13 protein-coding genes and 1 tRNA gene are annotated in these 14,809 nt (G+C 59.9%); 11 read left to right on the plus strand and 3 right to left on the minus strand.

Annotated elements, in window-relative coordinates; translation table 11 throughout:
- Positions 1–96 precede the first annotated feature (96 nt).
- Together Q4P21_RS04360 and Q4P21_RS04365 are read left to right on the plus strand one after the other, a co-directional pair.
- Positions 97–1,371: an ATP-binding protein gene (locus tag Q4P21_RS04360; protein WP_303387614.1), complete on the plus strand. Its 1,275-nt coding sequence runs from the start codon at positions 97–99 to the stop codon at positions 1,369–1,371.
- Positions 1,368–2,024 carry a response regulator transcription factor gene (locus Q4P21_RS04365; RefSeq protein WP_303387615.1) on the plus strand — a complete coding sequence of 219 codons (657 nt, stop codon included), beginning with the start codon at positions 1,368–1,370 and terminating at the stop codon, positions 2,022–2,024. Before Q4P21_RS04360 ends, Q4P21_RS04365 begins: the two co-directional genes overlap by 4 nt.
- 231 nt (positions 2,025–2,255) lie before the next feature.
- Here the strand turns inward: Q4P21_RS04365 and Q4P21_RS04370 are convergent, their stop codons facing one another.
- Entirely contained in the window at positions 2,256–3,488 is a 1,233-nt protein-coding gene (locus Q4P21_RS04370; RefSeq protein WP_303387616.1) for a pyridoxal phosphate-dependent aminotransferase, read from the minus strand.
- A gap of 248 nt (positions 3,489–3,736) precedes the next feature.
- On the opposite strand from Q4P21_RS04370, the gene Q4P21_RS04375 reads away from it, so the two are divergent.
- From Q4P21_RS04375 to rplL, 8 genes are all read left to right on the plus strand, one after another.
- Positions 3,737–3,809, plus strand: a tRNA-Trp gene (locus Q4P21_RS04375).
- Positions 3,810–3,931: 122 nt separating this feature from the next.
- Entirely contained in the window at positions 3,932–4,222 is a 291-nt protein-coding gene (gene secE / locus Q4P21_RS04380; protein WP_207343504.1) for a preprotein translocase subunit SecE, read from the plus strand.
- Between the two features lie 88 nt (positions 4,223–4,310).
- Positions 4,311–5,132, plus strand: a complete 822-nt coding sequence (nusG, locus tag Q4P21_RS04385) for a transcription termination/antitermination protein NusG (protein ID WP_303387617.1) — start codon at positions 4,311–4,313, stop codon at positions 5,130–5,132.
- A 129-nt stretch (positions 5,133–5,261) separates the two neighbouring features.
- Positions 5,262–5,693 carry a 50S ribosomal protein L11 gene (gene rplK / locus Q4P21_RS04390; RefSeq protein ID WP_207343506.1) on the plus strand — a complete coding sequence of 144 codons (432 nt, stop codon included), beginning with the start codon at positions 5,262–5,264 and terminating at the stop codon, positions 5,691–5,693.
- Between the two features lie 159 nt (positions 5,694–5,852).
- Positions 5,853–6,560, plus strand: a complete 708-nt coding sequence (rplA, locus tag Q4P21_RS04395; protein WP_303387618.1) for a 50S ribosomal protein L1 — start codon at positions 5,853–5,855, stop codon at positions 6,558–6,560.
- A 170-nt stretch (positions 6,561–6,730) separates the two neighbouring features.
- Positions 6,731–7,816, plus strand: coding sequence for a GNAT family N-acetyltransferase (locus Q4P21_RS04400; RefSeq protein WP_303387619.1), 1,086 nt, complete (start codon positions 6,731–6,733; stop codon positions 7,814–7,816).
- Between the two features lie 346 nt (positions 7,817–8,162).
- Positions 8,163–8,732 (plus strand): 50S ribosomal protein L10, encoded by a 570-nt coding sequence (gene rplJ / locus Q4P21_RS04405; RefSeq protein ID WP_303387620.1) that lies wholly within the window; start codon positions 8,163–8,165, stop codon positions 8,730–8,732.
- Between the two features lie 125 nt (positions 8,733–8,857).
- Positions 8,858–9,232: a 50S ribosomal protein L7/L12 gene (rplL, locus tag Q4P21_RS04410; RefSeq protein ID WP_303387621.1), complete on the plus strand. Its 375-nt coding sequence runs from the start codon at positions 8,858–8,860 to the stop codon at positions 9,230–9,232.
- A gap of 193 nt (positions 9,233–9,425) precedes the next feature.
- On the opposite strand, the gene Q4P21_RS04415 is transcribed toward rplL, so the two are convergent.
- Positions 9,426–9,911: an aminoacyl-tRNA deacylase gene (locus Q4P21_RS04415; RefSeq protein ID WP_303387622.1), complete on the minus strand. Its 486-nt coding sequence runs from the start codon at positions 9,909–9,911 to the stop codon at positions 9,426–9,428.
- Positions 9,908–11,107: an acetyl-CoA C-acetyltransferase gene (locus tag Q4P21_RS04420; RefSeq protein ID WP_303387623.1), complete on the minus strand. Its 1,200-nt coding sequence runs from the start codon at positions 11,105–11,107 to the stop codon at positions 9,908–9,910. The genes Q4P21_RS04415 and Q4P21_RS04420 overlap by 4 nt, the downstream gene beginning before the upstream one ends.
- Before the next feature lie 464 nt (positions 11,108–11,571).
- Here Q4P21_RS04420 and rpoB point away from each other — a divergent pair.
- Positions 11,572–14,809, plus strand: a 3,238-nt coding sequence (rpoB, locus tag Q4P21_RS04425; RefSeq protein WP_303387624.1) for a DNA-directed RNA polymerase subunit beta, incomplete at its 3' end; no start/stop codon positions are given.

Consider the following 14,809-nt stretch of genomic DNA (forward strand, 5'->3'; position numbering starts at 1 on the left):
CAATGCCCCTTGGACTATCCGGGGTGACCCTGAAAGAACCCTGAAGCAACCCCGGGAAGCACTGCGGGCTGGCCCTGAGCATGCTTGGATTGAGGCATGAGCGCAAAGATGTACCGTTCCCCGAAGCGCATGGTCGCGGGGGTTTGCGGCGGGCTGGCCCAGCACCTGGGGATCAAGGTGGGGCTGGTGCGCGCCATCTTCATTGGCACCAGTTTCTTCTTTGGCGCAAGCCTGATCTTTTACGCGTGGTTGTGGCTGTTGGTTCCGATGGCCGATGAGCGTGCTGGTGCGTCGCCCCCAGTCGTGGAGGCCGACGGGAATCCGAGGTTGAAGCTTTTCCGCCCTGCCGCAGGAGCAGCAATAGCCGATACCCCACACCCCGAGCGCACCAAAACCCCCGTTGGCTTCAAGGAAATTGCCATTGGTGGGGGACTCTTCGTTGTGGCTTTCATCTTGTTTGGCAGGCAAATGGGCTGGGACCTGCAGCTGGGAACGCTGGTCCCGCTCCTGGTCATAGTCTTGGGCGCCGTGCTGGCATGGATCCAGCTGGACAACACCCGTCGAATCGGTTTACTGAGTGCGGCAAAAGCAGACACACCCACTGCGTTGTTGCGCTTGGGTGGTGGCACAGCCCTCGTGATTGCTGGCGTGATCGTCATGGTGACTGGTTCTGGATCGTGGCCATTGCTCTGGGCCTCAATAGTGGCTTCCCTGGCAGTGCTGGCGGGTGTGGCACTCGTGCTGGCCCCCTGGGCGATGAAGTTTTGGCGGGAGTTCCAAAATGAACGAGCCGGACGTATTCGTGAAACGGAACGGGCAGAAATTGCCGCCCATCTGCACGACTCCGTATTGCAAACCCTGGCCTTGATCCAGAAGAACGCCCATTCGCCCAGTGAGGTGACTCGCCTTGCCCGTGCGCAGGAGCGCGAGCTGCGGGAATGGATCTACCAAGATTCCGCGCACAATTCGGGCGCCCTGGTTGAGCGTGTCAAAGCCGTGTGTGCCGAGGCGGAGGACCTTTACGGCCAGGCCGTGGAGGTTGTTGCGGTGGGCGATGCTGAACTCACCGAACACAGCAGTGCGTTGGTACAAGCCGTGCGAGAGGCCGTGCTAAACGGTGTACGGCACGGTGGAACCGCGGTATCCGTGTACGTGGAAGCAGGGGAAAAAGGTGTTGACGTCTTCGTGAAGGATCGCGGGTCGGGCTTTGACCTGACGGGCGTGCCGACGGACAGGCTGGGAGTCCGGGAGTCCGTCGTCGGACGCATGCAACGCAACGGCGGCACCGCTGAGATCATTAGTTCAGCGGAAGGCACTGAAGTCCGGCTGCATCTGCCCAGCGAAACATCAGCAAATGAGGAAGCCAAATGACTGTGCCTGCAACGCCCATCAAGGTAGTGATTGTCGACGACCACGCAATCTTCCGCTCCGGCCTCAAAGCAGATCTGGCCGCGGACATTGACGTACAGGCGGAAGCGGCAACTGTTGAAGAGGCCATTGCCGCCGTTCATGCCGTGCAGCCAGACGTGGTGCTGCTTGATGTGCATCTGCCCGGTGGCCGGGGACAGGGTGGGCGCGAAGTCATCGCCGGCTGTGCGGCGTTGCTCACTGGCACGAAGTTCCTGGCACTGAGCGTTTCCGACTCTGCCGAAGACGTGGTGTCGGTGATTCGCGCTGGTGCGCGCGGCTATGTGACCAAATCAATTTCCGGCAGCGAAATTTCCGCTGCCGTCAGGCGCGTGGCAGGCGGAGATGCCGTGTTTTCGCCCAGGCTGGCCGGCTTTGTGCTGGACGCCTTCGGCACAGCCGAAGTGGCCGTGGAAGACGAACTGGACAAGCTGTCAGCCCGGGAGCTGGAAGTCATGCGCTTGATTGCGCGCGGCTATTCGTACAAGGAGGTGGCCAAGGCCCTGTTCATCTCCATCAAGACCGTGGAGACCCACGTTTCGGCCGTACTGCGCAAACTGCAATTGTCTTCCCGCCACGAACTCACCCGCTGGGCAGTGGACCGCCGCCTGCTCTAGGCCACCGACTACCGGTCGCCGACTGCAGCGGGAAGTCCCTCGCGGGCAGTAAGATTTCCTCGGTCGCTTGGGCGACCTCGAAAATCCATCCCCGCTCCGGGACCTCCCGCTGCAGCGTCCGCGACTTCAGCTATGCGCTGGGTTGAGGTCCCAATCCTGCGCCACAGAGTCACTGGCGCAGGATTCACTGACGAATCCTGCGAATAATGTCATCAGCAACAGGGCTTTTCGCTACTTGGCTGCGCCCAGGAATTCCTGCAGCCGCCCAACACCTGTGGCGAGGTCGTCGTCGCCGAGGGCGTAGGACAGGCGCAGGAAGCCACTGGGGCCGAACGCTTCTCCAGGGACCACGGCAACTTCCACCTTGTCCAGAATCAGTGCGGCAAGTTCAACCGAGGTGGCCGGACGGATCCCCCCAATTTCACGGCCCAGCAGGGCGCGGACGTCTGGGTAGGCATAAAAAGCGCCATGCGGGGTGGGGCACTCGACCCCGTCAATGGAGTTCAACGCAGCAACCATGGCCTTGCGACGGCGGTCAAAGGCCACTTTCATCTCCTCAACGGCCGTCAACGGACCCGAGACAGCGGCCAGTGCGGCCATTTGGGACACATTCGCCACGTTGGAGGTTGCGTGGGACTGCATGTTGGTCGCTGCTTTGGTGACATCCAGAGGCGCAATCATCCAACCCACGCGCCATCCGGTCATGGCGTAGGTCTTGGCCACGCCGTTGAGGATGACCACGCGGTCGCCCAATTCGGGTGTTGCCGTGGCAATCGAGGTGAACGGCACGTCGTCGTAGGTGAGGTGTTCGTAGATTTCATCCGTGATGACCCAGATGCCCTTGGAAGCCGCCCACAAGCCAATCTCGCGGGTTTGCTCGGGGGAGTAGACGGCACCGGTTGGATTGGAGGGGGACACAAACAGCAACACTTTGGTGCGCGGAGTCCAAGCAGCATCCAACTGCTCCACCGTGACGAGGTAGCCCTGCTCCGGGCCCGCGAAAACCTCGACCGGCACGCCGCCTCCCAAGCGGATGGCTTCCGGGTAGGTGGTCCAGTAGGGGGACGGCACAATGACTTCATCGCCTGGATCAAGCAACGTGGCGAAGGACTCGTACACAGCCTGCTTGCCACCGTTCGTCACCAGCACCTGTGCGGGATCAACAGTGTAGCCGGAGTCACGCAGCGTCTTCGCGGCGATGGCGCTGCGCAGTTCCGGCAATCCGGCGGCGGGGGAGTAGCGGTGGTATTTGGGCTGCCGGGCAGCGGCAATAGCTGCCTCGACAATGTAGTCGGGGGTGGGGAAGTCCGGTTCACCGGCGCCAAAGCCAATGACCGGCCGGCCCGCAGCTTTCAAGGCCTTGGCCTTGGCATCTACGGCCAGGGTGGCGGATTCGGCAATGGCGGCGATCCGGGCGGAAACACGGCGCCCGGAGGCTTGGTCAGCTGTCAGTTCGGCAGACATCAGGACTCTTTCTTCGGTGGGAGGCACAAAATACACACATCGTCACTGTCTACTTTAGGCGCATCTGCTGCCCGGTTCGACGTACAGCCATAAGATGCGTAGAATGGTTTACCGGTGTTCAAGCGCCATGATGATTCACGCCTGCAGGCCGGTTTTGGAAAGACGGCTTCCAGACTGTAAGTTGTTCATGGTTATTAGCACCGATTGGATTCCTCACGCAGCTGGCCGGGCCAGTAGGTGAATTCCAAAGGGTAGTGGCGCAATTGGTAGCGCAGCGGTCTCCAAAACCGCAGGTTGCAGGTTCGAGTCCTGTCTGCCCTGCGCATGAGTACAGCAGCTTGGCTGCACGAAACACTTCGTGCATGCAGGCCAGTACTCGGGCGAATATTTTTTGCATGGCGTGCGGTCCGTATTCACGGACTTGCAAGTACTTACAACAATTGATGAGTGAGGCACTGGTGACCGAAACTGCGGCAAGCAGCTCCAAGGGCCCAGCCAAAAAAGCAACAAAGCCCAGCAAGCCTGGACTTTTTAGCCGGATAGCTCTTTTCCTCCGCCAAGTCATTGGCGAAATGAAGAAGGTTGTCACCCCCACTCGCAAAGAGTTGATCAACTTCACCGTCGTCGTGCTGGTATTCGTGGTCATCGTGATGGGAATTGTTACCGTCTTGGATCTGGGATTCGGCAAGGCCGTGTTGTGGATCTTCGGCGGCAACGCAACCATCGAGCAGTAAGACGCTCAACTTGGCCGACCTCGCCGAATACTTCGGCATGGGGTCGGTTTGAGCCATTTAAGAAACGCACAAGGAAAGCAGGAAATTCGTGTCTGAGCTGGAGCCCGAGGCAACGTACAGTGAGCAGGACCAGGACACTGTGGTTGCTGATGCTGCCATCAATGCCGACCTTGATGCCGTTGCAGAAGAATCTGAGGTCGCAGAAGATGCTGCCGAGGCTGTAGAGCCTGACGTTGCAGAGGACGCTGCCGAGACCACAGAGGAAGACTCGGAAGAGGCAGCCGCAGCAGCGGCAGCAGAGCCCGAAGTTGACCCGGCTGAAGAGTTCAAGGCCATGCTGCGGCGCCAGGAGGGTGACTGGTACGTCATCCACTCCTATGCTGGTTACGAAAACCGCGTTAAGGTCAACCTTGAGTCACGCAGTCTGTCGCTGAACATGGAAGATTACATCTTCGAAATTCAGGTCCCCATGGAAGAAGTCGTGGAGATTAAGAATGCGCAGCGTAAGGTTGTCAACCGCGTCCGCATTCCCGGCTACGTGCTGGTTCGCATGGACCTCACAGACGCATCGTGGGGCGTCGTGCGCCACACACCCGGCGTGACCGGCTTCGTTGGCAACGCCCACAATCCGGTGCCGCTGCGCCTGGATGAAGTCTTCTCGATGCTTGCTCCGATCTTTGAAGAGCAGCAGGCTGAAGAGACCGGCGTTCCGCTGCGTCACGACCCGATTGATGCGGACATCGACTTTGAAGTCGGCGAAGCAGTCATCGTCAAGGACGGCCCGTTCGAAGGCCTTTCAGCCTCGATCTCCGAGATCAAGCCTGAGGCTGCGCAGTTGGTGGTGCTGGTTTCCATCTTCGAGCGTGAAACTCCCGTCACACTTGCCTTCAACCAGGTCACCAAGATCTAGTTACCCACAATTTTCGTTCCACGGGGCATTGCTTTGTTCCCATGAAACGTTCGGCCGGACGCCATCCGGCCACCTACCTGGACGCGCTCCGTCGTCCCAGGAAAGTTATTGAGAGAAGAGGACCCTACAGTGGCTCCCAAGAAAAAGGTCACCGGCCTTATCAAGCTGCAGATCCAGGCAGGCGCCGCCAACCCGGCACCTCCCATCGGTCCCGCGCTTGGTCAGCACGGCGTCAACATCATGGAATTCTGCAAGGCGTACAACGCTGCAACGGAATCCCAGCGCGGAAACGTCATCCCCGTTGAAATCACGGTTTACGAAGACCGTTCCTTCACCTTCATCACCAAGACCCCGCCGGCTGCACAGCTCATCAAGAAGGCTGCAGGCGTCGCCAAGGGTTCAGCTACCCCGCACACCGTCAAGGTTGCCCAGCTGACCAAGGCACAGGTCACCGAGATCGCCACCCAGAAGATGGTTGACCTCAACGCAACAAGCATCGAAGGCGCCGAGAAGATCATCGCCGGCACTGCCCGTTCCATGGGTATCACTGTCGAGGCGTAAGCCCCAACACCTGGTGGTCGAGCTTGCCGAGACCACGAAGCACCATCCAATTCATTAAGAACGACGCCGACCAACCCGCCCTTTGGTGGTTGGAAAGCGGACGTAGTGGCAGGGCCCGCGCGGTCCTAATGACCACAACTGCACAAGGAGAAACGCAGCATGGCAAAGCGCAGTAAAGCATATGAGGCAGCTCAGGCGAAGATCGATGTGGACAACACATACGCACCCTTCGACGCCATCAAGCTCGCCAAAGAGACAAACCCGTCCAAGTTTGACGCCACCGTTGAGGTTGCGTTCCGCTTGGGTGTAGACCCTCGCAAGGCCGACCAGATGATCCGTGGCACAGTCAACCTGCCCCACGGCACCGGTAAGACTGCCCGCGTCCTGGTTTTCGCAACCGGTGAGCGTGCCGAGGCTGCTATTGCAGCGGGCGCCGACTTCGTTGGTACCGACGACCTGATCGAAAAGATCCAGGGCGGCTGGACCGACTTTGACGCAGCCGTTGCCACTCCTGACCTCATGGGCAAGGTTGGCCGTTTGGGTAAGGTCCTCGGGCCGCGTAACTTGATGCCGAACCCGAAGACCGGCACCGTCACCAACGACGTCGCCAAGGCTGTCAATGACATCAAGGGTGGAAAGATCGACTTCCGCGTCGACAAGCACTCCAACCTGCACTTCATCATCGGCAAGGTTTCCTTCGACGCCGTCAAGCTGGCTGAGAACTACGCAGCAGCGCTGGAAGAGGTGCTTCGTTTGAAGCCGTCCGCTTCCAAGGGCCGCTACCTGCAGAAGGCCACCGTCTCCACGACGTTTGGTCCCGGCATCAGCGTGGATCCTGCGGCAACGAAGGTTGTCATCGAGGACTAGTTCTTGAAATTTGAAGGGAAGGGCGTTGTAGCATTTCGCTGCAGCGCCCTTCCTTTTTTACAGGCTGGTGGGTAGTGGCAGTTTCCACCAGATTTCAATGGGGGAAGGTGCGGGCGTGGCAATGCCATGGTTCGCCCACAAAGATGAGACAACTACGGGGTAATGAAGCCATGACAGTAACGACCATCGAGCAGTTGCGGATTCCAGAGACTCTCGACGGCGACGCCGCTGCAGATTTCCACCAGGCCGTTGAAGTGTCCCGCCAGGTCCGTATTAAGACTTGGGGAAACGACAAACTGGCCTACACGGCAGAGGAGCTCTTCGATCAGTGCCACGACACTTTTGAGTGGTATGTGGTGTTGATTGCTCGAAGAGGCGGGGAAATCCTTGGATTGGCCGGCATTGCCCTGCCGTTGGACGACAACACTGACATGGCCCACGTCACCCTGGACGTGCTGCCCAGTGCCGAGGGGCTTGGCTTGGGCAGGAAGCTGCTTGAAGCTGCCGAACTCTTTGTCAAAGGTGAGAACCGCAAGATCGTTATGGTCGAGACAAGCCATCAGTCCTCGACGCTCGATGATGCGGACACAGAGGTGATACCGGCCTCCCGTGGAGGCGGCTCCCTGCCACTGAGCAGCAGGGAGGCCCGTTTTGCCTACAATGCCGGCTATGACCTTGAACGGGTTGAACAGTTCAGCGTCTGTGCACTGCCCCTGCCAGTAGGATTGAGTGCGGTCCTGACTGAACGTGCAACAGCGGCGCACGAGCACAAATATCGCGTACACCAATGGATGGACCGCTGCCCGGAGTCATGGGCACAGGACATTGTGCGCCTGGAGCAGGAGATCGAAGGTGAGGGCGACGGCAATCCTGAGGTAGCGTGGGATGTGGCTCGCCTGCGTGAAGCCGAGGAGATTTCCATGCTCACAGGAAGGCACACGTTGGTCAGCGCAGCCGAATGTGTTGAAGCAGGCGTGCTGGTTGGCTTGACCTCCATCTCCATACTGGGCAACCGCGGGGATGTGGCATTTCAAGACGACTCTTTTGTGGAGCAGGCCCACCGTGGCAAAGATGTTGGGCTTCATATTCAGACGGCGAACCTTGAGCACCTCATGCGTGAGTTTCCGCAGTTGGATGCCATCTACACGTGGAACGCACCTGAAAAGGAGTACATGCGCTCTGTCAACGAAATGCTGGGATTCGTGAACGCGGGTGTCACGGGGCAGTGGCGCAAGGACTTCAATAGCATTGGCTGATCGTCTGCCAGCTAAAGCTCACTGTCCCGATTTGGAATCTGGAGGCACGCTCCTGTAGCCTTGAGGAACCAAAGACCGTCGGTCGATGTCAATCTCCCCCAGCCAGTCCATGCAGCATGCATGTGATTGCGCAGGAATCGGGCCGGTTGCCATCCGAAAGTCCTTATATGGACGGCCAGCGCAGGTGCACAAAGCTTATTGAGCGGCGTCGAACCGGAAGAAATTCCTGGAACCGCTGCGAAAACGCCCCGTACATCTGTGCGGGGCGTTTTTATTTGTCCAAGTCCCAGCCAGCTGGGCGGGCCAGGACCAGACAGGACCGGCATATATTCCCGGAAGGAGGGTTATGGCAACGCCAACAAAGGTGGCTGCGGTTGCAGAAATCACACAAGATTTCAACGAATCAACTGCAGCAGTCCTAACCGAATACCGTGGGCTCACCGTTGCTCAGCTCAAGGAGCTGCGCGTTTCTCTCGGCCAGGACACCAAGTTCGCGGTCGTAAAGAACACCCTGACAGCCATTGCGGCCAAGGAAGCAGGTGTTGACGCTTTCGAAGGTCAGCTGAGCGGCCCCACCGCCATTGCTTTCATCAAGGGTGACGCTGTTGCAGCAGCCAAGAGCCTCACGGATTTTGCAAAAGCCAACAAGCAGCTGGTCATCAAGACTGGTTTCTTCGAAGGCAAGGCTCTCGACGCCTCCGAGGTCGCCGCACTGGCTGCCCTCGAGTCTCGCGAACTGCAGCTGGCCAAGGTCGCCGGCATCCTCAAGGCTCCGATGGCCGCCGTTGCGCGCACCCTCGAGGCCCTGCGTTTGAAGCTGGCCGAAGGCGCTCCCGCTGAAGAGGCTCCGGCCGCTGAGGAAGCACCCGCCGCTGAGGAAGCCCCTGCAGTAGAAGCTGAGACCACCGAGGCGTAGTGCGCGCCGTCCCCTGGACGAGCCGGCTGCCTGCAGGTCATCAGTATTAGTTTTTCCCCGAGTCCACGAGGATTTGGGTCTTAAGATTCGGCCTTCGGGCCAAGAACACAGAAGGAGCGCCACCCATGGCTAAGCTCACCAACGACGAGCTCATTGCAGCTTTCAAGGAACTGACCATCATCGAGCTCTCCGAGTTCGTCAAGCTCTTCGAAGAGACCTTTGAAGTTACTGCCGCTGCTGTTGCAGTAGCAGGCCCCGCTGGCGGCGCCGCAGAAGCTGAAGAAGAGCAGACTGAATTCGACGTTATCCTCGAAGCAGCCGGCGACAAGAAGATCGCAGTGATCAAGGAAGTTCGTTCCTTGACTTCCCTCGGCCTGAAGGAAGCCAAGGAGGTCGTTGACTCGGCTCCCAAGGCCGTCCTCGAAGGTGCAACCAAGGAAGCTGCCGAGAAGGCCAAGGAAGCCCTCGAAGCTGCCGGCGCCACGGTTACCGTCAAGTAATCACCTCGCATTTCTCGAAAAGCTCCGCACCAATTGGTGCGGGGCTTTTCTGCGTCCAGGGGGCATCCCGGCAGCGGAGCCGACATTTTTTGTAGGCGACGTAAAGGAGACGCCAAAGGCCGCCCGCGGCCGACGCGTCGGATAGTCGCCGGAAAAATGCCGGGCCGGTGCCGCCGCGAGTCGCCCAAGCCTGCTATTCCGGGACGGAGATGTCTGCGACGGTGGCGTTCAAGGCCGATATCAGGGCGTCGGCTTCGACGAATAGGCTGTAGCCGTGTTCACCGGCTCCCATGGACACCCTGCGGCCGCGGATTGATTCGTCCGCGAAGACTGGCCACGCAGTGGTGCTGCCTAGAGGAGTGATGGTGCCGCGTTCGTAACCGGTCGCGGCGAGGGCCAGCTCGGCCGCTGGCATTTGCAGCTTGTTCACGCCCACCACGGCACGCAGCTTGGGCCAGGAGATAGAGCGGCCGCCCGGTACCAGGGCAAAGAGGAAGGCGCCGTCGCTGCGCTTGACCACAAGGGACTTCACAATGTCTGCGATGTCAATGCCGAGGAGAGCGGCAGCCTCCGTCAGGGAGCCTGCCACAGGCCTGGCGAAGATGTCCACGGCCAGGCCGCGGGCCGCCGCATCAGCGGCAACCCGGCCATGGCCCGTGGGATTGGCTGCTGGGTTCACTCAGCGTCCCGGAACAGGAGCAGCGCCTCGCCCTGCCCGCCACCGCCGCACAGCGACACAGCCGCCTTGCCGGAGCCGCGGCGGCTGAGTTCAAGCGCCGCGTGGAGTGCCAACCGGGCTCCGGATGCACCAATGGGGTGACCTAGTGCGATGGCACCGCCGTGGATATTGCATATTTCCGGCGACAGGTGAAGATCACGCATTGACTGGACAGCAACAGACCCAAAAGCCTCGTTGATCTCAACGAAATCGAGATCCGCAACGCTCCAGCCAGCTTTTGCCAGAGCACTCTCGATGGCGTGGGAAGGCTGCGAATGCAGCGAGTTGTCAGGCCCGGCAACCTGCCCGGGCGCGCCGACAACAGCCAACCACTCAAGTCCGTGCGCCTGCGCATAGGTGCGTGAAGTCAGCACCATGGCACTGGCCCCGTCGGAAAGAGGGGAAGAGTTCCCGGCCGTGATGGCGCCGTCGGCTGTGAACGCCGGACGCAGCCCGGCCAAAGACTCCACAGTGCTCTGCGGGCGAATGCCTTCGTCCTTGTCAAGCACCAGTGGTTCGCCTTTGCGCTGTGGCAAGGATACGGGCACAATTTCTTGCTCGAATATCCCCGCTTCGACGGCTGCGGCAGCACGCTGGTGCGACGCGGCAGCGACCTCGTCCTGTGCGGTGCGTGAAATGCCCAGGAGGATGTTGCCACGCTCGGTGGACAGGCCCATGGAGTCGTTGTCAAAGGCGTCGGTCAGGCCGTCGTGGGCGGCAACGTCGAGCGCCTGGATGGAACCGTAGGTCCAGCCACGTCGTGAGCCTGGCAGGATGTGCGGGGCCTGGCTCATTGACTCCTGTCCGCCGGCGATGACAACCTCCGCCTCGCCGCTACGGATCAAGCGCGCCGCATCAATCACGGCAGTCAGGCCGGACAAGCACACTTTGTTGATGGTCACTGAGGGCACATTCCAACCAATGCCGGCCCCGACGGCGCTCTGCCGGGCAGGATTCTGCCCGGCCCCCGCCTGCAAAACCTGACCCATGATCACAAAGTTGACATCTGCCGCGTCAATCCCGGAACGTGACACGGCTCCAGCGATGGCCTTGGAGCCAAGCTCGACGGCGGTAAAGGGTGCCAACTGTCCGTTGAGCCGGCCCTGCGGCGTACGTGCTCCTGCAAGAATTACCACATCATTTGATTGTGCCGCCATGTCCGCAGTGCTCCTTGAAACTTGTACCGTGCGCATCCTCGTTGATCCGCACTGGTTCTCCATAGAATGTAACAGTTTGCTCCCACAAGATATTTCTTCTTGCGGCAGACGCTCACTGCGCTACTGTGACGAGGCTAATAGTGGGGCAAAAAACGGCTAGAAAACAAGGAATTACACCTCGACCCAAGCCCATACTTGCGGTTTATCAGTTCCTGGGGTAGACACGCGGGTATATATGCCTGTAGAGTAGATCTTTGCGTATCCCTCTTAACCTTCAGCCTTCATATAGCGGTGGGCTTTGTATCGGTCAGGAGTCAAGGACAGCACGCAGCAGCCGACAGAAAATGTCAGCTTGTTGCGCTTTCCAAGACAGTTCTGGCCAGCGTTCCACCCGGTTTGATGACTAGGTGTGAATCGGGTGAGGGGCGTAAGAACAAGCCTGCAGGTCTGTGGAAGGATCCCTCTTGGTCGCCTCGAGCACCTCTAATGTAAATAACGCTGCAACCGCTATCGATTCAAACAGCACCGACGGTGCGAAGAGTCGCCTCTCATTCGCAAAGATTCATGAGCCGCTTGACGTGCCGAATCTGCTTGCACTCCAGACCGAGAGCTTTGACTGGCTCGTAGGTAATGGGCGCTGGCAGGACCGCATGCAGACCGCCGTGGACGCTGGCGATGACAGCGTGGCCGTCACATCCGGTCTATCCGACATCTTTGAAGAGATCTCTCCCATTGAGGATTTCCAGGGCACCATGTCCCTGTCCTTCACGGAGCCGGAATTCTCTGACCCCAAGTTCACCGTTGACGAGTGCAAGGACCGCGACGCCACATACGCCGCGCCGTTGTATGTCAAGGCCGAGTTCATGAACAACTTGACCGGTGAAATCAAGCAACAGACCGTCTTCATGGGCGATTTCCCGCTCATGACCAACAAGGGCACCTTCGTCATCAACGGCACCGAGCGTGTTGTTGTTTCGCAGCTGGTCCGTTCACCGGGTGCTTACTTTGAGCGCACCGCGGACAAGACCAGTGACAAGGAAATCTTTACCGCCAAGATCATCCCCTCACGTGGTGCATGGTTTGAGCTGGAGATTGACAAGCGCGACCAGGTCGGCGTCCGCCTCGACCGCAAGCGCAAGCAGTCCGTCACTGTTCTGCTGAAGGCCCTCGGCTGGACCGAAGGCCAGATCTTGGAAGAGTTCGGCGAGTTCGACTCGATCCGCGCCACCCTGGAAAAGGATGCAACCACCGGCCGTGAAGATGCCCTCCTGGACATCTACCGCAAGCTGCGCCCGGGTGAGCCGCCGACCGTTGACGCTGCCGATGCATTGCTGCACAACCTGTACTTCAACTCCAAGCGTTACGATCTGGCCAAGGTCGGCCGTTACAAGATCAACCGCAAGCTTGGCATTGACCTGCCGTTGAGCGACCCCAACGCTTCGGTGCTCAGTGTCGATGACATCGTCGCCATGATCAAGTACCTTGTAGCCCTGCATGCAGGCAACAAGACCACCAAGGGCACCCGCGACGGCGCCGAGGTTGACTTGCGCGTTGACGTCGATGACATTGACCACTTTGGCAACCGCCGCATCCGTGCGGTCGGAGAGCTCATCGAGAACCAGGTCCGTACGGGTCTTTCCCGCATGGAGCGCGTTGTCCGTGAGCGCATGACCACTCAGGACGTCGAAGCGATCACGCCGCAGACCCTGATCAACATCCGTCCCGTCGTGGCAGCCATCAAGGAGTTCTTCGGAACTTCCCAGCTCTCACAGTTCATGGATCAGAACAACCCGCTGGCCGGTCTGACGCACAAGCGCCGCCTGTCTGCGCTGGGCCCGGGCGGTTTGTCCCGTGACCGTGCAGGCATGGAAGTTCGAGACGTTCACCCCTCGCACTACGGCCGTATGTGCCCCATTGAAACCCCTGAAGGCCCGAACATTGGCCTTATTGGTTCCTTGGCTTCCTACGGACGCATCAACCCGTTCGGTTTCATCGAGACGCCGTACCGCCGTGTCAAGGACGGCTTCGTTTCCGACGAAGTTGACTACCTGACGGCTGACGACGAGATGGAAGTTGTCATCGCCCAGGCCAACGCGCCGCTCGATGCCAACAACCACTTCGAGGAAGAATCCGTTCTGGTCCGCCAGCGCGGTGGTGGCGGCGAGCCTGTCCTGATCCCGGCCGACGAGGTCGAGTACATGGACGTTTCCCCGCGCCAGATGGTGTCCGTGGCAACCGCCCTGATTCCGTTCCTCGAGCACGATGACGCCAACCGCGCCTTGATGGGTGCGAACATGCAGCGTCAGGCTGTGCCGCTGGTCCGTTCGGAGGCCCCGTTCGTGGGTACCGGCATGGAGCGCGCGACCGCCGTTGACGCCGGAGACGTTGTCATCGCCAAGAAGGCCGGTGTGGTTTCGGAAGTTTCCGCCGACGTCGTGGTCATGTTGAACGACGACGGCACGGAGATCAGCTACCCGATCGCCAAGTACCAGCGTTCAAACCAGGGAACGGCCTACAATCAGCGTGTTCTGGCCTCAGAGGGCCAGCGCCTGGAAGTTGGCGGGATCATCGCTGACGGTCCGGCAACGGACATGGGCGAGCTTGCCTTGGGCAAGAACCTGCTGGTGGCCTTCATGTCCTGGGAAGGCCACAACTACGAGGATGCCATCATTCTTTCGCAGCGCATTGTTGCTGAAGATGTGCTGTCCTCCATCCACATCGAAGAGCATGAGATCGACGCCCGCGACACGAAGCTTGGTGCTGAGGAAATTACCCGGGACATCCCGAACGTTTCCGAGGAAATCCTGGCCGGCCTGGACGAGCGCGGCATCATCCACATCGGTGCCGAGGTTGAAGCCGGCGACATCCTGGTTGGCAAGGTCACCCCCAAGGGTGAAACCGAACTGACTCCGGAGGAGCGCCTGCTCCGTGCCATCTTCGGTGAGAAGAGTCGTGAAGTTCGCGACACGTCCTTGAAGGTTCCGCACGGCGAGTCCGGCACCGTCATCGGCGTCCGTGTCTTTGACCGCGATTCCGAAGATGACCTGCCCCCCGGCGTAAACCAGCTGGTGCGCGTCTACGTTGCCAACAAGCGCAAGATCACCGACGGTGACAAGCTTGCCGGCCGCCACGGCAACAAGGGTGTTATTTCCAAGATCCTCCCGATCGAGGACATGCCCTTCCTTGCTGACGGCACGCCCGTTGACATCGTGCTGAACCCGCTGGGTGTTCCTGGCCGCATGAACGTTGGCCAGGTGCTGGAAATCCACCTCGGGTGGGTGGCCAAGACCGGCTGGAAGGTTGAGGGCGAGCCGGACTGGATCCAGAACCTCCCCAACCTGCCACGCGAATCCGGTCAGACGAAGGTTGCCACTCCGGTGTTCGACGGTGCCCGTGACTCGGAAATCACCGGCCTTCTCGATTCCACCAATGTGACCCGCGACGGCGAACGCCTGATCGATTCCAGCGGTAAGACACGCCTCTTCGACGGCCGTTCCGGCGAGCCGTTCCCGGACCCGGTTTCGGTGGGCTACATGTACATCTTGAAACTCCACCACTTGGTGGACGACAAGATTCACGCCCGCTCCACCGGACCGTACTCCATGATCACCCAGCAGCCCTTGGGCGGTAAGGCCCAGTTCGGTGGCCAGCGCTTTGGTGAGATGGAAGTTTGGGCCCTTGAAGCGTACGGCGCTGCCTACA

It is taken from the genome of Arthrobacter sp. (assembly GCF_030540645.1).
GTDB lineage: Bacteria > Actinomycetota > Actinomycetes > Actinomycetales > Micrococcaceae > Specibacter.